The 20,860-nt window shown below is 55.0% G+C and carries 25 protein-coding genes; 17 read left to right on the forward strand and 8 right to left on the reverse strand.

Translation table 11 applies throughout. The annotated features are described in order from the left end of the window. The first annotated feature begins 37 nt into the window (after window positions 1–37). The 3 genes from JCM25354_RS04510 (at window position 38) to JCM25354_RS04520 (ending at window position 3,134) form a co-directional block, all read left to right on the forward strand. Window positions 38–1,408 (forward strand): GntT/GntP/DsdX family permease, encoded by a 1,371-nt coding sequence (locus JCM25354_RS04510; protein WP_243443900.1) that lies wholly within the window; start codon window positions 38–40, stop codon window positions 1,406–1,408. Between the two features lie 25 nt (window positions 1,409–1,433). Beyond that, window positions 1,434–2,231 carry a 2-oxo-tetronate isomerase gene (gene otnI / locus JCM25354_RS04515; protein ID WP_025885128.1) on the forward strand — a complete coding sequence of 266 codons (798 nt, stop codon included), beginning with the start codon at window positions 1,434–1,436 and terminating at the stop codon, window positions 2,229–2,231. A gap of 303 nt (window positions 2,232–2,534) precedes the next feature. Further along, window positions 2,535–3,134, forward strand: a complete 600-nt coding sequence (locus JCM25354_RS04520) for a hypothetical protein (protein ID WP_025885129.1) — start codon at window positions 2,535–2,537, stop codon at window positions 3,132–3,134. 239 nt (window positions 3,135–3,373) lie between these two features. Here JCM25354_RS04520 and pcaDC read toward each other — a convergent pair whose 3' ends face one another. From pcaDC to pcaH, 6 genes are read right to left on the reverse strand one after another with little or no spacing between them, the layout of a single operon-like run. After that, entirely contained in the window at window positions 3,374–4,549 is a 1,176-nt protein-coding gene (gene pcaDC / locus JCM25354_RS04525; protein WP_025885130.1) for a bifunctional 3-oxoadipate enol-lactonase/4-carboxymuconolactone decarboxylase PcaDC, read from the reverse strand. 3 nt (window positions 4,550–4,552) lie between these two features. Continuing rightward, window positions 4,553–4,873, reverse strand: coding sequence for a lyase family protein (locus JCM25354_RS20950; protein ID WP_159103446.1), 321 nt, complete (start codon window positions 4,871–4,873; stop codon window positions 4,553–4,555). Beyond that, complete coding sequence (locus tag JCM25354_RS22940) at window positions 4,830–5,264, reverse strand: lyase family protein (protein WP_148301377.1); 435 nt, start codon at window positions 5,262–5,264, stop codon at window positions 4,830–4,832. Before JCM25354_RS22940 ends, JCM25354_RS20950 begins: the two co-directional genes overlap by 44 nt. Further along, window positions 5,264–5,956: a lyase family protein gene (locus JCM25354_RS22945; RefSeq protein ID WP_148301378.1), complete on the reverse strand. Its 693-nt coding sequence runs from the start codon at window positions 5,954–5,956 to the stop codon at window positions 5,264–5,266. Before JCM25354_RS22945 ends, JCM25354_RS22940 begins: the two co-directional genes overlap by 1 nt. Next, window positions 5,931–6,530 carry a protocatechuate 3,4-dioxygenase subunit alpha gene (pcaG, locus tag JCM25354_RS04535; RefSeq protein WP_035446715.1) on the reverse strand — a complete coding sequence of 200 codons (600 nt, stop codon included), beginning with the start codon at window positions 6,528–6,530 and terminating at the stop codon, window positions 5,931–5,933. The genes JCM25354_RS22945 and pcaG overlap by 26 nt, the downstream gene beginning before the upstream one ends. After that, complete coding sequence (gene pcaH / locus JCM25354_RS04540; RefSeq protein ID WP_025885132.1) at window positions 6,527–7,231, reverse strand: protocatechuate 3,4-dioxygenase subunit beta; 705 nt, start codon at window positions 7,229–7,231, stop codon at window positions 6,527–6,529. The genes pcaG and pcaH overlap by 4 nt, the downstream gene beginning before the upstream one ends. 161 nt (window positions 7,232–7,392) lie before the next feature. Here pcaH and JCM25354_RS04545 point away from each other — a divergent pair, with 161 nt between their 5' ends. From JCM25354_RS04545 to JCM25354_RS04600, 14 genes are all read left to right on the forward strand, one after another. Then, window positions 7,393–8,229 carry an AraC family ligand binding domain-containing protein gene (locus JCM25354_RS04545; RefSeq protein ID WP_025885133.1) on the forward strand — a complete coding sequence of 279 codons (837 nt, stop codon included), beginning with the start codon at window positions 7,393–7,395 and terminating at the stop codon, window positions 8,227–8,229. A 149-nt stretch (window positions 8,230–8,378) separates the two neighbouring features. Next, window positions 8,379–9,170 carry an IclR family transcriptional regulator domain-containing protein gene (locus JCM25354_RS16650; RefSeq protein ID WP_159103447.1) on the forward strand — a complete coding sequence of 264 codons (792 nt, stop codon included), beginning with the start codon at window positions 8,379–8,381 and terminating at the stop codon, window positions 9,168–9,170. A gap of 292 nt (window positions 9,171–9,462) precedes the next feature. Beyond that, complete coding sequence (locus JCM25354_RS16655; RefSeq protein ID WP_148301379.1) at window positions 9,463–10,098, forward strand: 3-oxoacid CoA-transferase subunit A; 636 nt, start codon at window positions 9,463–9,465, stop codon at window positions 10,096–10,098. A 70-nt stretch (window positions 10,099–10,168) separates the two neighbouring features. Next, the gene (locus tag JCM25354_RS16660; RefSeq protein WP_456303680.1) at window positions 10,169–10,762 is read left to right on the forward strand and encodes a 3-oxoacid CoA-transferase subunit B; all 594 of its coding nucleotides are present in this window, start codon (window positions 10,169–10,171) and stop codon (window positions 10,760–10,762) included. Next, window positions 10,755–11,720 (forward strand): acetyl-CoA C-acyltransferase, encoded by a 966-nt coding sequence (locus tag JCM25354_RS16665; RefSeq protein WP_456303681.1) that lies wholly within the window; start codon window positions 10,755–10,757, stop codon window positions 11,718–11,720. The genes JCM25354_RS16660 and JCM25354_RS16665 overlap by 8 nt, the downstream gene beginning before the upstream one ends. Further along, window positions 11,636–11,959, forward strand: coding sequence for a hypothetical protein (locus JCM25354_RS23800; protein WP_456303682.1), 324 nt, complete (start codon window positions 11,636–11,638; stop codon window positions 11,957–11,959). The genes JCM25354_RS16665 and JCM25354_RS23800 overlap by 85 nt, the downstream gene beginning before the upstream one ends. A gap of 106 nt (window positions 11,960–12,065) precedes the next feature. Then, the gene (locus JCM25354_RS21300; protein ID WP_159103448.1) at window positions 12,066–12,371 is read left to right on the forward strand and encodes a hypothetical protein; all 306 of its coding nucleotides are present in this window, start codon (window positions 12,066–12,068) and stop codon (window positions 12,369–12,371) included. Next, complete coding sequence (locus JCM25354_RS16670; RefSeq protein ID WP_051537220.1) at window positions 12,256–13,455, forward strand: MFS transporter; 1,200 nt, start codon at window positions 12,256–12,258, stop codon at window positions 13,453–13,455. Before JCM25354_RS21300 ends, JCM25354_RS16670 begins: the two co-directional genes overlap by 116 nt. After that, a complete protein-coding gene (locus JCM25354_RS16675) occupies window positions 13,452–14,282 on the forward strand; it encodes a shikimate dehydrogenase (protein ID WP_035446716.1) in 831 nt (276 codons plus the stop codon). The genes JCM25354_RS16670 and JCM25354_RS16675 overlap by 4 nt, the downstream gene beginning before the upstream one ends. Before the next feature lie 150 nt (window positions 14,283–14,432). Beyond that, a complete protein-coding gene (locus JCM25354_RS04580; protein ID WP_025885134.1) occupies window positions 14,433–16,310 on the forward strand; it encodes a bifunctional sugar phosphate isomerase/epimerase/4-hydroxyphenylpyruvate dioxygenase family protein in 1,878 nt (625 codons plus the stop codon). Between the two features lie 116 nt (window positions 16,311–16,426). Continuing rightward, a complete protein-coding gene (locus tag JCM25354_RS04585) occupies window positions 16,427–18,013 on the forward strand; it encodes a carbohydrate porin (protein ID WP_025885135.1) in 1,587 nt (528 codons plus the stop codon). A gap of 429 nt (window positions 18,014–18,442) precedes the next feature. Then, entirely contained in the window at window positions 18,443–19,075 is a 633-nt protein-coding gene (locus tag JCM25354_RS22950; protein ID WP_279379542.1) for a Gfo/Idh/MocA family oxidoreductase, read from the forward strand. After that, on the forward strand, window positions 19,072–19,512 hold the full coding sequence (locus JCM25354_RS22955; RefSeq protein ID WP_279379543.1) for a Gfo/Idh/MocA family oxidoreductase: 441 nt from the start codon (window positions 19,072–19,074) through the stop codon (window positions 19,510–19,512). Before JCM25354_RS22950 ends, JCM25354_RS22955 begins: the two co-directional genes overlap by 4 nt. After that, entirely contained in the window at window positions 19,503–19,997 is a 495-nt protein-coding gene (locus JCM25354_RS04600) for a heme-degrading domain-containing protein (RefSeq protein WP_025885136.1), read from the forward strand. The genes JCM25354_RS22955 and JCM25354_RS04600 overlap by 10 nt, the downstream gene beginning before the upstream one ends. Window positions 19,998–20,052: 55 nt before the next feature. Here JCM25354_RS04600 and JCM25354_RS19920 read toward each other — a convergent pair whose 3' ends face one another. Beyond that, the gene (locus JCM25354_RS19920; protein WP_051537221.1) at window positions 20,053–20,532 is read right to left on the reverse strand and encodes a Crp/Fnr family transcriptional regulator; all 480 of its coding nucleotides are present in this window, start codon (window positions 20,530–20,532) and stop codon (window positions 20,053–20,055) included. Between the two features lie 50 nt (window positions 20,533–20,582). Next, entirely contained in the window at window positions 20,583–20,843 is a 261-nt protein-coding gene (locus JCM25354_RS19925; RefSeq protein WP_148301381.1) for a cyclic nucleotide-binding domain-containing protein, read from the reverse strand. Window positions 20,844–20,860: the final 17 nt, after the last annotated feature.

Raw genomic sequence — 20,860 nt, forward strand, 5'->3', positions numbered from 1 at the left:
AAAAATACAAAGGTTCATCATGACCCCCGTTCTTCTGATGGCCGGTGCGATCTCAGGCATAGGTTTGATGCTCGTACTCATTATACGATTTAAGCTGCAGCCCGTACTGACGTTGCTCATCGTCAGTATTTTCGTTGCCCTTTTGTCCGGCATGCCTGCCGACAAGATCGTCCCCGCCATTGAGGCCGGGATGGGCAAGACGATGGGCCATATTGCCATCATTATCGCGCTGGGCGCCATGATCGGCAAAATTGTCGAGATTTCAGGTGGCGCACAGGTCTTGGCACGAGATTTGATTGGAAAATTTGGTGATCGCCGTATTCCGCTGGCTCTTACGCTGGCGGGATTTCTGATTGGCATACCAGTTTTTTTTGAAGTTGGCGTCATTATGGTCATGCCGTTGCTCTATGGTGTTTCGAACGTCACCAGGCGATCATTGATGGTATTTGCTTTGCCCATGTGCGTGGCTATGCTGACGGTGCATTCATTTCTGCCACCCCATCCAGGGCCTGCCGCTGCCTCTGTGCAGATCGGAGCGGATATGGGACGGATCTTGGCGTTCGGCGTGCCAATTACCTTGCTGGTTTGCATTGTGGGATATTTTATCTCCCAGCATATGACGCGTCGTGACTTTAATTATTCGGTGGATATTCGTCTGGCGGTCAGTGGATGCGATGACGGGGGCGTTCCTGCTTCATTAGAGGCATCTGGTGAGGCACTCCCTGATGCTCCTGCGCCTGAATTCTGGCTTATTGTCGGGCTAATCCTGTTTCCCATCGTGCTGATTATGTGTGGGACAACAGTCTCCATCTTCCTGCCGCAGAAATCTTTTTATTATGCCGTCACACAGTTTCTGTCCGCTCCGGTAACAGCGCTGCTCGCAGACACAGTCCTGGCTGGGTACTGCCTGGGCTTGCGACGTGGCTGGAGTTTCGAGCAGGTTTCGAGCGTGATCGGTTCGGCTGTACCCGGCGTCGCAATGGTTATCCTGATTGCCGGTTGCGGGGGCGTGTTCGGTAATATTCTTGTACAAAGTGGTATCGGGCACGTCATTTCAGATACGCTGCGTAATAGCGGGCTGCCAGTGCTGGCTTTGGCTTATATCCTCTGCCTGATACTGCGCGCCGTTCAAGGATCAACGACTGTCGCACTCGTCACGACGGCCGGGATTCTTGCTCCGCTGATCGCCACCTTTCATTTTGGCCCTAATCGTCTTGCCCTACTGGCTCTTGCAATGGGCGGCGGCGGCCTTTCAGCATCTCACGTCAATGATGCTGGTTTTTGGATTTTCACAAAACTCACAGGAATTTCGGTCGCGGACGGTCTCAAAACATGGACGGTCCTCACCACCGTTCTTGGCTTTTTGGGCTTTCTCACCACAGCAGCAATGTGGCTGTTTTTTTCCTGACCTTAAAATTATGGAGTAGTGTTAAATGCCTGCTTTTGCCGCAAATCTGACAATGAATTATCCCGAATTCGGGTTTCTTGATCGCTTCGACGCTGCCGCACGCGATGGTTTTAAGGGAGTGGAGTTTCTCTTCCCGTATATGTGTTCGAAGGAAGATATCGGGGTGCGTATTGCCACCAATGATCTGCGCGTGGCCCTGTTCAACGCGCCTCCCGGTGACTGGGACGGTGGAGAACGTGGTTTGGCCTCGCTGCCAGGGCGCGAGGACGAATTTCGTCGTGCGATTGATACTGCCATGGAATATAGTGCCGTACTGAAAAATCGCCTTTTACATGTCATGGCAGGCCTGCGTGTACCGGAAATCACACGGGAAAAGCAGATGGACATCTACCTTGAGAATATAGAGTACGCAGCTCAGCAGGCTCGCACTTCGGGCATTACAATTGTATTGGAAGCAATCAATACGAGAGATATGCCTGGATATTTCTTAAATTACCAGGAGGACTCAAAAAAAGTTTGCGATCTGATCGGCGCGGATAATATCAAACTACAGTTTGATCTGTATCACGCGCAGATCATGCAAGGTGATTTGTCCACCCGTCTCAATATTCTATTTGATTCAATCGCGCATATTCAGGCAGCAGGCGTGCCACTGCGCAATGAGCCCGATACAGGAGAAGTCAATTTCAACTATCTCTTCGAGCAGTTGGATGACCTCGGGTATCGTGGTTGGGTGGGATGTGAATATCGGCCCCGCGCGTCAACGTCAGAGGAGCTGGAATGGTTGGCCCCTTGGCGCGGACGTACTGCAACAGGGTGGTAATAGGGTAAAGTCCTCATATGCTTTCATCGTTTCGGACGGATTCTTGCAAAGAGGCATCAGTCCGAAGTCTCGGAGGTTTGACAGGAAAGAAAGTGGCCACAACCATCAATACTCATGTTTTTGTATGCCTTACACTTTATGGTGATAAAGGATTTCAAAGGAACAGAAACAGGACAACACAGCCTCACACCTTGGTCCCGTTTTAACTTGTTTGTATAAGAACCGCGATAATGTTCGAGCTTGTGGCCTGCCCTGCGAGTGTATGGACTCTCTTGGACAGCCCCTCCTGTAAGAGATACGCCTATGGCCCACTGCACCCGTTATTTTACCGATGAGGAGATGAGACTCATCTACTTCCTCGAGGGACAGCAGGTTATCCAGACAAAAACCGATGGGTCCTTGCTAGTCGAAATCCGTCTTGAAACAGGCGCAATCATTACGGCATCCCCTGAAGAGGAAATAGCACCTTTTATCGACGACACATATGGGTTGTTCGTGAAGTTTGTTGACTTTCGCGATACGTCGAGACGTATCCAACAGACGAAGGACGACTATTTACTCGACCTCTCTATTGCAGGGCCTATCCGCAACGTCTGGGCCTTACGAACAGCGTTCGCTGTTTACGATATCTATACGCCCCCCGATAATGAGTATCTCCGCATCAATACCGAGCAACTTCCTCTCTACACACAGACGTGGGTATCAAACTTTCACCCCGACCTTGTTCCTGATTATGCTGATTATGCCATCATCGATAATGGTATCGTTCTGGATGTGGCGGGAAAGGCTATATGTCTGGCAATCTTCAATAATGGCTTTCGTATAGAACATACCTTGAATAACGTCTCCGATATGTTTGAAGAACCATTCAAATCTCAATACGCCGTACGCAAATTGTTTTAATGGCTCCGCCAAGGCGTAGCCTTGATTGAACGGGTATCGTTGCATACTCTCCTTGGCACAATCCGGCATTACAATAGTCCCCAGATACGGAGACAGAGTCACACCGAATACGCTATCAACTCGTGCAGAAACAGGTGCCATCTGTAAATCACAGATAGCGCTCTCATCGTCCGCTTCCGGGCGCACCCGAGTTCATGCGACAGCCCTCCTGATAAAATAGGAATAACTTGGGATACGACCTATCTATTTTGCTGCTCGTCAGGATCTGAGAGGAGTCTTTTTGCGCGATGCATGGCGCTGTTTGCACGGGGAATTCCGGCATAGAGGGCAACGTGCAGAAGCAGTTCGGCGATATCCTCGTCTGTACAACCGGTATTGCGTGAAGCCTTTATATGGAGCTCGAATTCCTCTTCGCATCCGAGCCCGGCCAGCAAAGCGAGCGTGACGATTGATCGTGTCCGCCGGTCGAAATGAGGGCGCGACCAGACCTGCCCCCAGGCAGTGCGCGTTATGAAATGCTGGAAAGGCTCATCAAATCTGGTGATCCTGGCAAGAGAACGACTCACATGCTCCCCTCCGAGCACGGCGCTTCTCACTTTCAAACCTGTTTCGTACAGATCTGCTGCCGGCTCATTACTTTGCTCGCCCGCGAGAAAACAATTCATCAGCGTTGAAATCCGCGTTCCTGCTTCCATCACCGGAATATGTCTCAGTCCCTCCAGCTTTACCAATGATGCCTCGGGCATTTCAGCCACCATGCGCCGGGATACTTCAGGCGGAGTGGCCTCATCATTCTCGCCGACGATGACAAGGCTGCGTATCGCCAGATGCTTCAACCCGGCAGAGAGGTCACAGGAGGCAAGCGCTTCGCAGGCACCAGCATACCCTTCTGACGCTGTTCGAAGAAAAATCTGCCGCAGCCCTTTTCCGTTTGGAGTTCCCTGCTCCTGAGGCGTAATCCAGCGGTCGAGCACTGTATCCGCGATCACGGCGACACCTTCAACCCTGACGAGTGCGGCGCGCTCTCTCCAGGAGCGTGAATCAGGAAAAACCGGAGCCGTATCAAGCAGGGTCAACGTATCGACACGCCCGGAAGCGACATGGCCGATCTGCTGTGCGATCAGACCGCCAATCGATATGCCAGCAATATGGGCTTTGCCAATGCCCAGCCTGTCCATCAGCGCGAGAACATCCTCCGCAAGCCCGGCAATCGTGTACGGCCCCTGGGTTACGTCAGTAAGCCCATGGCCGCGCATATCGGGCTGGATCACCCTGTAAACCTGCGCAAGCCTTTCGGCCACCTGATCCCATATGACAGACGAAGTGCCGAGCGAATGGAGCAGGATCAGCGCGGGTGCACCTGCAGCGCCACGTTCACGATAATGTACGTTCAGATCAGGCAGTGCGATAAACATGGATCAATTCCCTTTCTGCCAGCATTCCAGAGCCCGGGCGCAGAACTCCCGCGCATTACCGAGATAATTTTCAGGCTTGAGCAGCTCGGCAATTTCCTGAGGTGCCAGCAATGCCGTAACCCGGGGATCACGCGTGATGACATTGCCGAGCGTCTCATTGCGGGACAGGGCATCATGACTTGCCTGCTCGAGTATTTCATGAGCGGCCTGTTTGCCCAATGACGGAGCCAGAGCCATCGCGACCGCCTCTGCCATGACGACCCCATGGGTCAGAGCGCAGTCACGACGCATCGCATCGCTGTGAATTTCCATGGTTTCGATCATATCGGCCATCTGGGATGCTGAAGCTGCGGCAAGTCTCACGAGAAGGTAAAGTCTGCCATTCTGCATGCCAGCCTCCCAGCCCTCGTTCATGTTCCTGCACCATTGCCGAAAGAAGTGTGGACACCAGCCCCGGAGCCTGAACTGCAGCAGAGAGCGCAATAGCACATCCGACCGGATTGCGTTTATGCGGCATGGTGGACGACCCGCCCCTGCCCTTTCCGCCGGGAGGCAGTAATTCCCCGATTTCGGTCTGCATCATCAGCGAGGCATCCCGGGCGAGCTTGCCGAGTGCACCGCAGAGAAGGCCAAGAGAGGTACCGCATCGGACGAGATCGCTGCGTATGCTGTGCCACGGAAGAGCTGGCAAACGCAGCTTGAGTCTCTCAGCCATCAGGCGCCGACTTCCAGACCATGTCCCTGGAGCGAGGCCAGAGTGCCGGCAGCACCACCGAACTGAAGAACGGATGCGCTCTCAAGCGCCGCGCTGAGCGCCTTGCGGCTTGCTGCAATATTTGTGAGCCAACCCGCCGCCTTGAGGCCCAATGTTGTGGGAACTGCATGCTGCAACCAGGTGCGGCCCGGCAGGATTGTCCCGGAATGATCGGCAATAATTGCGGCCAGCCTCGTCTCGAGCCGCTGCACATCCCTCAGAATGTACGATGCGGCTCGGCGAAGCTGAAGGATCGTGGCCGTATCGATAACGTCCTGACTCGTTGCGCCCAGATGCACATATCCGGAGGCCATTCGATCCTTTTCAGCGACCTGTTTTGTAAAGGCAGTTACAAACGGAATGGCCAAGTTCCCGGCACGCCCGGCGGCCTGAGCCAGAATGGCACGATCAAATGCCTCCGGTCTTGCCGTCTGATTTATCAGGTCAGCCGCTTCCTGCGGAATGAGCCCTGTTCCTGCTTCAGCCGCAGCCAGCGCCACCTCAAAATCGAGCATGGCCCGCAACCTGCCCCGATCGCCGAGGACGGCCGAAACCGCAGGCGTGGAAAACAGGCCCTCGAGAAGCTCATCCCCCCCGCAGGAAGCATGAGCATAATCATCCTCATACTCAGACATCGAAGAAAACAGTTTCACAATCTCCCTGAAAACGAAGATCGAGACGAAAGACCGGAATACCGTCCACAGGAGGCTCGGCACTGGCGATCACCGTCGCCACACGCTCAGGTGTTATAAGACCCAGAACCGGATCGGCCTCGTTGAGTGGGGAGTCCGGGAAATAGGCCCGTGTCACGAGACGGCGCAGCAGACCTCGCCCAAAGAGTCCGATCGCAATGTGAGGGGCCTGTACGCTGTTACCAGGTCCAGAAACCGGACCCGGACGCACCGTTTCAAAACGGTAAAAACCTTCTTCATCCGTCGGGCAGCGACCGAACCCTATAAAATCCCGATCCTTGATCTCGGCGTGCCTTGGATCATCCGGATGATGGTAATACCCCCCGGCATCTGCCTGCCAGATCTCGACCATGGCATCGGGGATGGGCGCGCCATCTGAATCGACAACCTGTCCGATAAGCACGATTTTCTCGCCCGAAACGTCCGAACCAACCAGAGTGTTACCGCCCTCCCAGGGCAAGGCGTAGTGGAAGAACGGGCCAACCGTCTGCCATGGTGTCAGACCATGGGTGAGGGCTTTCTGAATATGGCTCATTTGACGTTCTCCATTGGCGTCTCATTCCGCCCCCTGAGCACGATGTCGTAGACATAACCCAGAGCCCAGCCACTCTCTGTCGTATCGATATCGAAGCGCGAAACCATACGCTGACGCGCTTCAGGCGGAACGGCACAGGCAATCGGATCAATATCTATCAGTGGATCACCGGGGAAATACATCTGCGTGATCAGACGCGTGGCAAAACCCCGGCCGAGCAGGGAAAAATGGATATGGGCAGGCCGCCAGGCATTATGATGGTTACGCCAGGGATAAGCACCGGGCTTGATGGTAATGAAGCGGTAACGCCCCTCCTCATCAGTCGTGATACGGCCCTGTCCCGTAAAATTGGGATCGAGCGGCGCATCGTGCTGATCCTTCTTGTGGATATAGCGACCTGCTGCATTGCACTGCCAGATTTCGACCACTGTACTGGGTACGGGGCGACCGCGATCATCCAGAATACGCCCTGAAACAATGATCCGTTCGCCAAGCGGCTCTCCCTTGCCCTGACGGGTCATGTCATGGACCGGCGGACGAAAAAGCCTGTCGCCAAATGCCATGGGACCTGTGACCTCAGTCAGCGTCTGGGGAATAGTCACAAGCGGCTGACGTGGTGAACGCGAAACTGTACTGGTATAGGCTGGATAGAGCGATGGTGGCTCGGACAGTATCTGACGGGTATAGGGGAGCACGTCCATGACAGTCTTTCCTCCTCAATCTTCCGGCTTCAATCTGGTCAGAACCGCGCCGGTGACGGCACCATGGGACAGAGACGCTGAGCTGGTCGATGGACAAAAACATACAAAATTGTAATTTTCTTACATCTCACGTAAATGCCATCGCAGGGAATTCTGGCTTCATGGAAGAGATATCTGTTTGCGGAGAAGGAAGCCCGTTTCTCAAAACAGATCGCATAGGTCATATCGGCCTGACCCGCTTTTTTGATATCGAGCCCATAGAAAGACGCTCACGCCCGGTGAACTGGCATGTGGACCGTCACAGTCATGCCTCACTCGCGCAGATTTTCATGCTGACCGCGGGCAAAGCCGAAATCGAACTCGCCGGAACCACCTGCCTCTATGAAGCCCCTCTGCTTTTATGGATACCGGCAGGTATTGCGCATGCCCTCGTCTATCAGCCGGGATCACGGGGTCATGTCGTCACGCTCGGCCACGGACATGTTGCGACCCTGCATCAGCGGGCTCCGCAGACCCGACCTCTGACCAGCCAGGCCAAAGCCCTGAAGACCGATCTCTCTGATCTGGACAGGATTGTTTCCCTGACACGTCTCATGCCGAAAATGACGGCTGAACTTGACGCGGTTACGAAAGATGCGTGCGCGCAGATGATTCTGGCCGCGATGACCCATCTTGTCAGCCGCAAAGCGAAAGCTGTGCTGACACGCCGCGACGAAAACCTCGTTTCTGCATTCCGAAACGCTGTAGAAACGCGCTTTGCAAGTCGCGACACGCTCGAATCCTATCTCGACAGGCTCAAGACGTCTGAACGCATCCTGCGTCGTGCCTGTCTCTGCGTCACAGGACAGACGCCAAAAGACATTATTCAAAAAAGACTCGCAACAGAAGCAAGGCGCCTGCTTCTGTTCACCAATCTCGGGGCTGCACAGATTTCCGAACGCTTGGCTTCAGCGATCCGGCCTATTTTTCCCGCTGGTTCCGTGGGCAGGAAGGCGTGACAATCACTGTTTTCAGAGAGGAACGACGCTCTGAACAGTAAAGCCCTCTTTGTTTTCGATAGGGCCTGCAGGCAAATCGTGCCATCATCGGTTCGATGGACCACTTACACGATAACCACGCGGCGGACGCAAGCGAGAACCGTGAATTCGTGACTGCGCTGGCCAGAGGACTGGACGCACTCAGGATATGCGCCCGATATCCGAACGGGATGACACTCTCCGCAGTCGCGCGGGAACTCTCACTGCCCAGAGCCGCGGTGAGGCGCTCACTCCTGACCTTGTCTGCCATGGGCTACGTGTCGCAGACTGGTGCCATTTTCCAGATTACGCCGAAGGTACTGGATCTGGCGGCAGGCATGATGAATTTACCGCTCCCCAAACTGGCGCATCCTGTACTGCAGCAACTGAGCGACACCTTGCAGGAAAGCGCCTCCGTAGCGATTCTGGACGGGCTGGATATTCTCTATGTCGCACGTTCGGAATCCAGAAGGATCCTGTCTGTCGACCTCGGCATAGGAGCGCGCCTGCCAGCCTGGTGCACCTCCATGGGACGGGTGCTTCTTGCCTATCTCTCGGAGAGCCAGCGTCGGGAACATATGCCGATTGAACTCGTCGCCAGAACGCCCAGGACGATTACCGACAGGGTGCTCCTCTCCACTCTGCTCGACCGGATACGCGACGACGGATACTGCATTCAGGATCAGGAACTCGAAATGGGACTGCGATCGGTTGCCGTTCCTATATGGGGTGCGGAAGGCAGGGTCGTCGCGGCGCTGAATGTCAGCACCCAGCTGCAAGAACACCCTTTTCCCAACTCGAGAAACAGGTGGTCTCTGCCGCCAAACGCTCAGCTGCCGAGATCGGTCAGAGATTGCGGAATTCCGGATCCGGGACGATCCGCAGCTGAAGCTTGCGCTGCATCAGCAAAAAATTCCTCCTGATAATCAGGAGAAAAGCGCGTCTCTATTGCTACAACATGGCTGATTACATGCGCGATTTATATAAAATCTAACCAGACCAATATCTTAAAATAATAACATATCAATGTTCTAAATCACATAAACGAGACTGAACAAATAACTTCTTGCCAGAAGACACCTGATACGCGTCTAGTATGTTCACTATGCGACCGTTTGTTCGACATGCGAACACAGGTGGGGAATAAAAAATGATCAACAAGGAAGTCAGATCCATTGCCGATGCCTTGCCGGGATACGCGATGACTCCGTGATCATGGTGGGAGGTTTCGGTTCGGTAGGACAGCCGGATGCCCTGATCGAAGGACTTATCGAACAGGGCGCCCGTGACCTGACGATTATCGCCAATAATGCCGGTGCCGGACATGTAGGGCTGGCCAAGCTGATGGCAGCTGAACGCGTCCGCAAAATTATCTGCTCATTTCCGCGCTCGGCAGGATCGGTGGTCTTCGAAGAGCTGTTCCAGGCAGGCAAACTGGAACTTGAAATCGTCCCTCAGGGAACGCTCGCCGAACGGATACGCGCTGCAGGAGCCGGTATTCCTGGCTTCTATACCGCCACGACTGTCGGCACGCAGCTGGCCGAGGGGAAAGAAAGCAAGATTTTCGATGGCAGGCCCTATGTGCTTGAGCGTGCTCTCCAGGCCGATATTGCTCTGATCCAGGCATGGCGCACCGATCGCATGGGCAACTGCCTCTATCGCGAGAGCGGCCGCAATTTCAATCCGGTCATGGCCATGGCGGCACGTATGACCGTCGTCCAGAGCTGCGGCATGGTCCCGCTTGAGGATATGGACCCCGAAGCAATTGTCACTCCTGGCATTTTCGTCGAGCGGATCGTCGTGGTGCCGGACGAGACCCGCGCAGCATCTCTCGACAGAAAGGCAGCATGATCATGACCAGCTACAAGCCTCTCTCCCGTGTTGATATGGCAACGCGTATCGCACGCGATATTCCTGAAGGATGGTATGTCAATCTCGCATCGGCATTCCAACTCTGGTGGCCGATGCCATACCGGAGGGGCGTGAAATCATTCTTCACAGCGAAAACGGCATACTCGGCTTCGGCCCCGCTCCAGCTCCGGACAAACTTGATCCGTGGCTAATCAATGCAGGCAAGCAGCCTGTCTCACTCAATCCCGGCGGCAGTTTTTTCAGTCATACCGACAGCTTTGCCATGATCCGCGGGGGACATCTCGATCTCTGCGTTCTGGGTGCCTTCGAGGTGGCGGCGAATGGCGATCTCGCCAACTGGACCACTTCCGCGCAGGATGCTGCCCCTGCCATTGGCGGCGCCATGGATCTGGCCGCCGGAACACGCCGCATCTGGGTCGCGACCGAGCACACGACCAAAACCGGTACGCCAAAACTTGTCGAACGCTGCTCCTATCCCCTTACCGCCCCGGCAGTCGTCGACCGGATCTACACAAATCTCGCTGTCATCGACGTTCGTGATAATGCTTTCACAGTTATCGACATGATTCCTGGCCTCACCCGTGAGGAACTGCAATCAAAGACAGCAGCGCCTCTGTTTTTTGAGGTGCCCGAATATGCGTGAAGCCTATATCTGCGATTTTACACGCAGTCCCATCGGTCGCTATGCAGGCGCTCTCAGTCATGTCAGGGCCGATGACCTCGCCGCGCATCCCATAAGGGCATTGCGCGAGCGACACCCCAATATTGACTGGGCCGCTCTGGACGACTGTTTCATGGGCTGCGCCAATCAGGCTGGCGAGGACAACCGGAACGTGGCCCGTATGGCTGTCTTGCTTGCAGGATTACCGGTCTCCGCCCCTGGAACCACAATCAACCGTCTCTGCGGTTCCGGACTGGATGCTGTCGGACAGGCCGCACGCGCCATCAAGGCAGGCGAGGCTGATCTGGTACTGGCCGGCGGTGTGGAGAGCATGTCCCGCGCACCTTTCGTCATGCCGAAAGCGACAAATGCCTTTTCGCGCGATAACACCGTATATGACACGACAATAGGATGGCGTTTCGTCAATCCCGCCCTGAAGGAACTCTGGGGGTGCGCGTCAATGCCCGAAACCGGCGAGAATGTCGCCGCCCAATTTGGTATCTCACGCGCAGACCAGGATGCTTTTGCCCTGCGTTCGCAGCAGAATGCCGAGAAAGCGCGTCTTGCCGGTTATTTTGCCCGGGAAATAACACCTATCAAGGTGACTGTCGGACGCATCGAGAGCCTGGTTGAGACCGACGAACATCCACGGCCGGAAACCACATCAGAATCATTGGCACGGCTCAAGGCGCCGTTCCGCAAGGAAGGAGGAACCGTCACGGCTGGAAATGCCTCCGGCGTCAATGATGGTGCTGCATGCCTGATCCTTGCGAGTGAAGAGGGCATCCGCCGCTTCGACCTTACGCCCCGAGCCCGCGTCGTTGCAATGGCAACTGCGGGCCTTGAGCCGATATCATGGGGTATGGCCCTGTTGCCGCCACGCAGCGTCTTCTCGCCAGAACAGGTCGGTCTCTGTCCGATGTCGATCTTGTGGAGCTGAACGAGGCTTTCGCCAGTCAATCGCTTGCGGTCATGCGTGGACTGGGTCTCCCGGATGACTGTGACAAGGTCAATCCCCATGGCGGTGCGATTGCACTCGGGCATCCGCTTGGCATGTCCGGGGCCAGACTGGCCATGACAGCGATCAACGGTCTGGAACAAAGGCAGCAACGTACAGCTATCGTAACCATGTGTATTGGCGTAGGCCAGGGCATCGCAGCACTTATCGATCGCGTGTAGTCCTTGCCAATATAATTGTTATTTCATGCGAATTTGATCGTCCTGTAGAGAACGGCAAGAATAGTTATTTTGGAATGACATATCACGTCGTTCCATGGAGGCCGATATGTCAGGTTCTTTTTTGCCGGAGGTGAAATCCACCGCCGGACCATCGGCACGTTTCACGGGAAGTGCCTCATCCTCAATGCGTGCCGATACCACGGTCAAGACGGGATGGACGCCCATGCGCGCCATCATCATCATGCTCTGCTTCGGCGTGAACATGGTCGATGGCGTCGATGTACTTATGCTCTCCTATGTTGCACCCACCCTTCGAAAGGCTCGGCCTGACATCCGGGCAGCTTGGCATGCTCTTCAGTGCCGGCCTCGCCGGCATGGCAGTGGGTGGCCTTCTGCTCGCTCCTCTATCTGACAAGACAGGCCGCAGACCGCTGATCCTGTTTTCTGTTGCCCTGATGTCGATCTGCATGATTGCCAGCGGCTATGCGACGACCATGTGGCATCTGGTGGTACTGCGGCTGGGCGTAGGCGCCGGAATCGGTGCCGCCCTGGCAAGCATCTCCACTCTCGCCGCAGAATATGCCCCACCAAAGCATCATGATTTTGCGGTTGCGATGCTACAGGGCGGCTACCCGATAGCCGCCACGATCACCGGATTCATTGTCGCCCCCCTGATCAATAGCTGGAGCTGGGAATCCCTGCTTCTTGGAGCAGGCCTGTTTTCTGCTTCCGCTATTCTGCCCCTGTTTTTTTTCCTGCCTGAATCGACGGCCTTCCTGGAACAACGCCAGCCACGCGACGCGCTCGGTCGCATCAATCGTATCGAGAAGCGCCTCGGGCTGCCTGTTTCTACCACTTTGCCGGAAAAACCCGCGTCTCAACAGAATAATACGGGCGTCTCAGGCCTGTTCAGTGACGGCATGCTTCCCAGCACGCTTCTGCTCTGGCTGACAACGATCTGCGGTTTCATGACGCTCTATTTTATCATCAGCTGGATACCGAAACTGGCCATCGAAGCCGGGCTCGATATTTCCCACAGCATCTATGCTGGGGCGCTTTATAATATCGGTGCCTTCGTTGGGTGTGCGACGATCGGAATCGTTGCCCTGCGTCTGACCCTGCACCGCACAATCATGCTGTATCTGTTCTGCGCGGCAATCGCGCTCAGCCTCTTCGGTGTCATGTCTATGTCGCTGGCAGGCGTGTTGATCATGGCGTTCCTGATCGGTGTCTTTCTGCAGGGTGGATTCAACGGCAGTTATCCTCTCGCCGCTGGTCTTTACCCCGTAAAAGTCCGTTCAACCGGAATGGGTTGGGCGATGGGCGTAGGCCGGATCGGTGCCGTCATTGGTCCCTATCTGGGCGGGCAATTGCTTCAGCATCATGTACGGCTCTCGATCATCTTTCAGATCTATGCCGTGCCCCTTCTCATCTGCATCGCCTGCGTCTTTGGCCTGTCTGTCTACAAACGCATGAACAAGGGAGTTCCCTCATGAAATGGCTATGCGGCCTCATCGGTGAGGATATCCGGCAATCACGCAGCCCTGCCATGCATGAACGTGAAGCACGTCATATGGACATGGCACTCGAATATCGCCTGATCGATATGACAATGCCGCAATACAAGACGTATTCACTTGCGACGATGCTGGATGAAATGGAGCAAAACGGCTTTGCCGGCACGAACATCACGCATCCCTTCAAGCAGAAAGTCATTGCACTTCTTGATGACGTTTCCGATGCGGCCCGACAGATTGGCGCGGTGAATACAGTCCTGTTTCGAGATGGCAAGCGCATCGGGCATAATACCGACTGGTCAGGGTACAGAGAGAACTTTCTACGCGGCTTGCCTGGTGTAGCCTTGCACTCAGTCGCACAAATTGGTGCGGGAGGTGCAGCAGCAGCCGTTTCTTATGCACTCCTGACACTCGGGGTCAGGCAGTTATCGATATTTGATCTGGCATCTGATCGGGCCGACGGCCTCGCGGCAAACCTGACGACGCAATTTCCGGATGCAGAAGTGAGATCTGTCAGATCAATCGAGACAGCGCTCAAATCGGCTCAGGGCGTCGTTCAATCGACCCCCATCGGTATGTATGCCCATCCTGGCACGCCGTTCCCGCCCGATTTTCTCACGCCGGATCAATGGTTCTCTGAAGTTGTCTATTTTCCGAGAGAAACCCAGTTGCTCAAGGCAGCAAGAGATCGTGGCTGCAAGGTTCTCGATGGCGTCGGTATGGCGGTCTTCCAGGCGGCAGATGCCTTCGAACTCTTTACCGGCCGCGTCCCTGACCGCGAGCGCATATTAAGAGAATTCGACTGAGATCCTCTTCGCCTTTCTCTCAGGATCACTGACGCGCCAACTTCCCGAAACGGTCACCCTTGTCTGGTGCGATACACATCACTCTGAAAACCGGGGCATCCGGCCAGAATGCCGCACTCCCGGCTCGAGCGTTCTGAAAGGAACATCACGATGCTGAACTCAATTGCGACAGTCTCCCTGAGCGGGACCCTGCGTGAAAAGCTTGAAGCCATCGCCGAAGCCGGTTTCAGAGCCGCCGAGATTTTCGAGAATGATTTCCTGGCCTCTGATCTCTCGGCGCAGGATGTGCGCCTTCTCATGAGCGATCTTGGGCTTGCCAATGTCGTCTATCAGCCTTTTCGCGATTTTGAGGGGCTTTCAGGCCTCGACAGAATACGTGCCTTTGACCGCGCCGAGAAAAAATTCGACCTCATGCAGCAGATCGGTACCGATCTGCTGCTGGTCTGCTCGACAACGATAAGGGACTCCAGCGCAGACCCTCAGAGAATTGCGGATGATTTCCGCGAGCTGGGCGAAAGGGCCGGGAAACGGCAATTGCGCATTGCCTATGAGGCGCTCGCCTGGGGGCAGCATATCAATGACCATCGCCAGGTCATCGATATCGTCAGGCAAGTCGACCTCCCATCGGTCGGTCTCGTTCTCGACAGCTTTCATTCCCTTTCGCGTGATATTCCCGTTTCTTCTATCGACGACATCGATCCGGAAAAAATATTCCTCGTCCAGATGGCGGATGCGCCATTGATGAAAATGGATCTTCTTCAGTGGAGCCGGCATTATCGCTGTATGCCGCTTCAGGGCGGTTTGGCTGTGACCGAGTGGGTCGCTGCACTGATGCGTATCGGATACAAAGGACCGCTCTCGCTCGAAATCTTCAATGACAGCTTCCGCGCCGGATTTGCAAAGATCATCGCCGAGGACGGCCATCGTTCGCTGGTCGCTGTAAGAGGAGAGGCAAGCCAGCTTCTGGACCAGAAAACCCGTATCGTTGGAAGACCCGACGTAAAACTGGAGTTCGTCGAGTTTGCAGCAGCTCCGGAAACCGAACCCGTCCTCGAGAAAATGCTTCGTGGCCTTGGACTCAAACGCGTGGGACGTCACAGAACGAGGGCGGTTCAGCTCTGGCAAGGCGCGGGAAAAGCCCGCATCATCATCAACAATGACGGCGCGTCACTTGCGGGCAGTTTCAGTCTCATGCATGGCCAGGGTGTCTGCGCGATCGGCGTCAGAGTGCCGGATCGTAAAGCCGCAGCATCCCGGGCCGTCACACTTGGTATCGCTACCCATCATGAAACTGCCGACAGTCTGAATCAACTCGATATTCCTGCATTGCGTGCGATCGGGGGAAGCCTGATCTATCTGCTGGATGATGAAACCGAAGAGCATCTGTGGGAGCGTGAATTCATCATTGAATCTGCCTCACCTACACAGGTGAGAGGTGGAATATATGATTTTGATCATCTCTCTTCTGTCGTCAGGCCCGACGAATTCCTCTCATGGGTTCTTTACTGGACAACAGTTTTCAAGCTGGATGCCTGCCCGGTTGTCGATGTGATCGATCCGGGCGGTATGGTTCAAAGCCGGGCGATCGAAAACAGGACCGGTGCATTGCGCATCACGCTTGGTGCCGCGCAGGGGCAGCATACTCTGGCCTCTCGCTTCGAACGCAATTTCTTCGGATCCGGCTATCAGCATCTGGCCCTCGCCACCGATGATATTTTCGAAGCCGCAGAAAGAATGAAACGTGCCAGTCTTCCGGTTCTGGAAATCGGACAGAATTATTATGATGATCTGCAGGCCCGGTTCGGTATCACGAAGGAGCTGGCGGACAGGCTGGCCGCCAGTAATATCCTTTATGATCGAGCACCGGATGGCGGCGAGTTTTTCCAGATTTTCTCACGCGCAATAGACCGCACGTTTTTCTTCGAGATCGTGCAGCGTGTCGGTACTTATGGCGGCTACGGTGCTCCCAATACCGCAATCAGGCTTACCGCGCAGCGACGCGCCGGAGCTGTGCCAGAGGCGCTGTGACGACTCACAGACGAATGTGGCCCCCTCCCCCTTCGTGAATTGACTCAAATCCGGAAAACGACGACGTCACCCGTCTGACCCTGTGCTGAAAAGCTGCAGAAGGCGACGTCGCTCCCGTGACTGGTGAGCATCAGATGATCCTGTTCTGTTCGACACGATGCGTGGCGCTCAGCCTCGCCGCTTTTTTTTGCACCGTGATTTTCGCCCCAGCATCGAACGCTGCAACGCGAGCGCCACAACATGCCGACACCAAAACCATGGCGGCAATTGGCCCCAGAAATCTGCCTGCGAAAAATGATTCTTCGCAGGTCCGGGGTTACAGCAATAGTCCTTATGAAAGGATCCTGAAGGACCTGGAGGATGCAACGCAGGATTCCGTGGCCTCGACACCAAGTGAACGCAAGAGTACGGGCATGAACGCCTCCGCTCTTGGCTCCTCCTGGCCAGAAATACGCATCGTGCCGGAAAATGACCGACTGCTCGGCTCAATCTGGGGATGGCGTAAAAAGCTTTCACAGTCGGGCTTCGATTTTACACTCACTTACCTGGCTGAAGGTGTTGGCAATGTCAGCGGCGGGCGGAAACGGGGATTTACCTATTCTCATCAGATCGTGTTTGGCACTGATTTCGATCTTGGGAAAATGGCCGGGCTTCGCGGGTTGTCATTTCATATGCTCGGGATCAACCGGGCCGGTCGCAGTGTAGGTCGTGATTATCTGGGCGATACCAGCCTAATCCAGCCGCAGCAGGATTATGGCGTTGGTGGAAACGTCGTTTACAAACTCGTCTACATGTATCTGGAGCAGACCTTGTGGCACGGCAAGGTTACGATCGATGCCGGTCATATGCCAGCCAATCTGAAATATGGAACGGCCTATTTCGGCTGCTATTCCCTTAACAGCATTATCTGCGCCCATGAGACTGGATTGTCCGTTGCGTCGAAATGGCGCTCCTGGCCATTTTCCCAGTGGGGAGGCACAGTCAAGATCAAACCCGGTCATGATCTCTACATGCAGGCTGGTTTCTATGAAGCCTCCGCCACTGAAGGCGGACGTGCGGGTTTTGATTTCTCATTCAGGCCACTCGGCTATGTCGTTCCCATGGAGATCGGCTGGGAACCCTCTCTGGGCCGTCATAAGCTTACAGGCCATTACAAACTGGGAGGATATTTTGATACCTCCAATCACCCGGACCCTTTCACAGCTTATGACGGGACACCCATCCCTCTGACGCGCCGTGCGCCGAAAATTGAACGTCAGCGTGGTGCTTGGTACGTTGGTGCCGACCAGATGATCGCCCGGTTCGGGCCCGCGAAAGATCAGGGCCTGACCGTGTTCGGAATAGCAGGTTTCAACCAGGGCGCCTCGCTCGCCGGACAGAACCAGTACACGGTCGGAATCATCTCACAGGGCATGTTTCCCAGCCGGATAACGGACGCCATATCCCTCTTCTGGTCCTGGCAAAGTGTGAACAGGAAGATCACACGCGCGCAGGAAATGCAGCAGGATCTGGGTTACAGTACTCTTCGCGGCGGCGTTACCATGCCTCAGTCGAGCTTCCAGGTTCTTGAACTGACTTATACCGCCTTCATTACCCGAGGCCTGAAACTTCTTCCAGACATTCAGTATATCGTACACCCGGACGCCAATACAAAATACCCGAATGCTGTCGAAATGGGCTTTCGATTGCTGGCGCAATTCTAAGATATTTGTCTCAAGAGGCCTTCCATATCGCGGCGCAGCGGTAAAAAATCTGTTGCCGATACGTCGCTTGAGGCATCGGGTGATCTTGCCTCAGGTTTCAGGGCCAGAACGTGATTTCGATGTGGTTGCAACGTTTGTATTTTCGCTTGTCATATTGGACTGTTTTGCCGAGGGATATCCTTTCTGTGATGCAGGGACTGATCCCTCAGGACCTGATAAAAACCGGTCTGGTCAATATCATCTATTCCTTGCGTTGTTTTTCTTTCATTGGTCTGATCAGCATTGCCACTCTAATCATGCTTTGCTCGATCCTTTTTTGATCCCTCTGCCTGTTAGTGACCGGCAAGCGTGATCTGATCAGCTTCTGATGCGTATTGTCTGTAATGGAATGGCTGCCGCCATTCGTTTTTGACAGGGAGTGCGCGAGCAATGAACCTTCAAGCAGAACCGATTGGTGTCGGTCTGGTCGGCTATGGCTTTGTTGGCAAGGCCTTTCATGCCCCTCTGATACGTGCTGCAGGTGGATTGAAACTACGGACTGTTCTGTCCAGCGATGCACAGAAAGTGCACGCCGATCTGCCAGATGTCGCTGTGCTCTCCGAGTTCGACACCCTGCTGAGCGATCCAGCAATAGATCTGATCGTCATTGCAACGCCAAACGAGACACACGCGCCTATGGCCCTGAAAGCACTTGCAGCAGGCAAGCACGTTGTGATCGACAAGCCTTTTACCCTGACGCTGGAAGAAGCCAGGACAGTTGTGCAGGCCGCTCATGAGGCCAATCGCATACTCTGTGTTTTCCATAACAGACGCTGGGACAGCGATTATCTGAGCATTCGCGGCGCTATCGAGAGTGGTGTGATTGGCGAGGTCGTACATTTCGAGTCTCATATTGACCGTTTTCGACCGGGCGTACGCGATCGCTGGCGTGAACATGCAATCCCCGGAGCCGGTATCTGGTTCGATCTCGGCCCTCATCTGATTGATCAGGCCCTGCAACTTTTTGGCTTGCCGGATCAGGTTCTTGCCTCTCTGGCAACACAGCGGCAGGTGCACAGGTGACTGACTGGGCCCATGTCATTCTGCATTATGGTGAGCGGAGGGTTATTCTTCACGGCGGCATGCTGGCGGCCGGAGGCGTACATCGTTTTGTCGTTCACGGCACGCGTGGGAGTGTTGTCAAACATAGTCCCGATCAGCAGGAGTCTCAGCTTCTGGCCGGAATGCAGCCCGGTGAGGATGGCTGGGGAGAGGACCATGATCCGCTAGTGTTTTATGATGGTAAAAATCCACCGCGCGAGCAGCCTGCCAGAGCCGGTGATCAGAGAGAATTCTATGTCAGACTGGCAGCAGCTCTGGCAGGAACGGCACAACCGCCCGTGACATCCATTGAATCGCTGGCAGTCATGGCGGTGATTGAGGCCGCCGGGCAATCAGCTGAAGAAGGGCGGCACGTTGCGCTGTCGCTTACAAAGGAGGAGCGTGACCAATGGATCTGAATGCACTGGTAACCGCCATAAAGCGGCAGGAAGAAGCGCTTGTTTTTGACCGTTTTGACATGGAGACCGCATGGCAGATCGGCTCGACATTACGCAGCTGGGCTGAGACAGGTTTTATGCCGGTTGTCATCGATATCAGCCTGTTCAACCGCAGGCTGTTTTTTGCGGCCCTGCCCGGATCAGTTCCCGACAATGAGGAATGGGTTCGGCGCAAGCGCAATGTCGTGCAGCGGTATCACCAGTCGAGCTACCGGTTCGGCAGAGATCTGGCAGCCAAAAACGATACAATGACCAATCGATACGGGTTACCTCAGGCTGATTATGCCGAGCATGGAGGGGCATTCCCGATCACTTTAAGCGGCACAGGTGTGATCGGAGCAATCGTGGTCTCCGGTTTACCTCAGGAAGAGGATCATATGCTCATCGTCCGTGCCCTGTGCGACGTACTGGGACATGAGTTCGCGCATTTTTCTCTTCAGGGATAGACAAGGCACCTCTTCTACAGGCCGTTATTCCTGACACGGCTCGCTCTTCCATGAGCTAGATGATGACTCCGGAAGCGCCAGGGGTGAGCTCGGGAATCTCAGGACGCATCTCACCCTCACGGGTGAGACACGAACGCAGGGCTGCGGGATCAAGAATGAGAATTTCTCCGTAATGAACCGAGATCCATCCGAGTTTGGCCCATTCCGATAGTTTCCGGTTGACAGTCTGACGCGTGGTTCCCAGCAGCATGGCCAGATCCTCCTGTGGAAGACGCAGACGGATAACGGTTCCTTCACCGCGTTTCTCACCATAGCTGTCGGCCAGAGTAAGCAGCTGCTTGGCCAGACGGGCTGGCAGGCTCAGAAGCGCGGTATCCTCGATCAGGGCAAAGGAAAGACGCAGCAGGCGGCAGAGCATAAGGGCGATATAACGGTACATCTCCGGCTCGGCCTTGAGGAGCATGTTGAAATCACGATGGTCAATATTGACGAGCAGTGAGTCTTTCTGTGCGTGAATGTCATGGGTACGCGTCAAACCGTCAATCAGCGCAATATGACCAAACCAGTCTCCTGGCCCGTGATAGGTCAGGATGCTTCACGCCCGGCTGCTGAAGTCGAACTCACTCGTACAGCACCCTCAACAACCCCGTGCAGAAAGGTACCTTCGGACGCCTTGGAATGAACAAGGTCGCCCGCCCCATAGCGTCGCAGTACCGCGATTTCCGCCATCTGATTGATCAACCGGTCTGGCAGATCACCAAAAAGGCTGTTTGCGGCCAGAATGTTGCGAATTGACCGATTGGATACTTTTCCTGAGTTCGCCTCGGAGAAGGAACGCTCTGTCATATCTGGCATTTTCTTGC

This window comes from Asaia prunellae JCM 25354 (assembly GCF_000613885.1).
Lineage (GTDB): Bacteria > Pseudomonadota > Alphaproteobacteria > Acetobacterales > Acetobacteraceae > Asaia > Asaia prunellae.

What these genes read in the sequence shown, in the direction of transcription:
- pcaDC (WP_025885130.1), bottom strand. Translation starts at nt 4,549, where the DNA reads ATGTTTATCGCACTGCCTGATCTGAACGTACATTATCGTGAACGTGGC.
- JCM25354_RS16660 (WP_456303680.1), top strand. Translation starts at nt 10,169, where the DNA reads ATGGTATGTCAATCTCGCATCGGCATTCCAACTCTGGTGGCCGATGCC.
- JCM25354_RS16655 (WP_148301379.1), top strand. Translation starts at nt 9,463, where the DNA reads ATGGTGGGAGGTTTCGGTTCGGTAGGACAGCCGGATGCCCTGATCGAA.
- JCM25354_RS23800 (WP_456303682.1), top strand. Translation starts at nt 11,636, where the DNA reads ATGGGGTATGGCCCTGTTGCCGCCACGCAGCGTCTTCTCGCCAGAACA.
- pcaH (WP_025885132.1), bottom strand. Translation starts at nt 7,231, where the DNA reads ATGGACGTGCTCCCCTATACCCGTCAGATACTGTCCGAGCCACCATCG.
- JCM25354_RS04510 (WP_243443900.1), top strand. Translation starts at nt 38, where the DNA reads ATGGCCGGTGCGATCTCAGGCATAGGTTTGATGCTCGTACTCATTATA.
- otnI (WP_025885128.1), top strand. Translation starts at nt 1,434, where the DNA reads ATGCCTGCTTTTGCCGCAAATCTGACAATGAATTATCCCGAATTCGGG.
- JCM25354_RS16670 (WP_051537220.1), top strand. Translation starts at nt 12,256, where the DNA reads ATGTTGCACCCACCCTTCGAAAGGCTCGGCCTGACATCCGGGCAGCTT.
- JCM25354_RS04600 (WP_025885136.1), top strand. Translation starts at nt 19,503, where the DNA reads ATGGATCTGAATGCACTGGTAACCGCCATAAAGCGGCAGGAAGAAGCG.
- JCM25354_RS04580 (WP_025885134.1), top strand. Translation starts at nt 14,433, where the DNA reads ATGCTGAACTCAATTGCGACAGTCTCCCTGAGCGGGACCCTGCGTGAA.
- JCM25354_RS04520 (WP_025885129.1), top strand. Translation starts at nt 2,535, where the DNA reads ATGGCCCACTGCACCCGTTATTTTACCGATGAGGAGATGAGACTCATC.
- JCM25354_RS19925 (WP_148301381.1), bottom strand. Translation starts at nt 20,843, where the DNA reads ATGACAGAGCGTTCCTTCTCCGAGGCGAACTCAGGAAAAGTATCCAAT.
- JCM25354_RS21300 (WP_159103448.1), top strand. Translation starts at nt 12,066, where the DNA reads ATGTCAGGTTCTTTTTTGCCGGAGGTGAAATCCACCGCCGGACCATCG.
- JCM25354_RS04545 (WP_025885133.1), top strand. Translation starts at nt 7,393, where the DNA reads ATGGAAGAGATATCTGTTTGCGGAGAAGGAAGCCCGTTTCTCAAAACA.
- JCM25354_RS16675 (WP_035446716.1), top strand. Translation starts at nt 13,452, where the DNA reads ATGAAATGGCTATGCGGCCTCATCGGTGAGGATATCCGGCAATCACGC.
- pcaG (WP_035446715.1), bottom strand. Translation starts at nt 6,530, where the DNA reads ATGAGCCATATTCAGAAAGCCCTCACCCATGGTCTGACACCATGGCAG.
- JCM25354_RS20950 (WP_159103446.1), bottom strand. Translation starts at nt 4,873, where the DNA reads ATGATCGAAACCATGGAAATTCACAGCGATGCGATGCGTCGTGACTGC.
- JCM25354_RS22950 (WP_279379542.1), top strand. Translation starts at nt 18,443, where the DNA reads ATGAACCTTCAAGCAGAACCGATTGGTGTCGGTCTGGTCGGCTATGGC.
- JCM25354_RS16665 (WP_456303681.1), top strand. Translation starts at nt 10,755, where the DNA reads ATGCGTGAAGCCTATATCTGCGATTTTACACGCAGTCCCATCGGTCGC.
- JCM25354_RS22940 (WP_148301377.1), bottom strand. Translation starts at nt 5,264, where the DNA reads ATGGCTGAGAGACTCAAGCTGCGTTTGCCAGCTCTTCCGTGGCACAGC.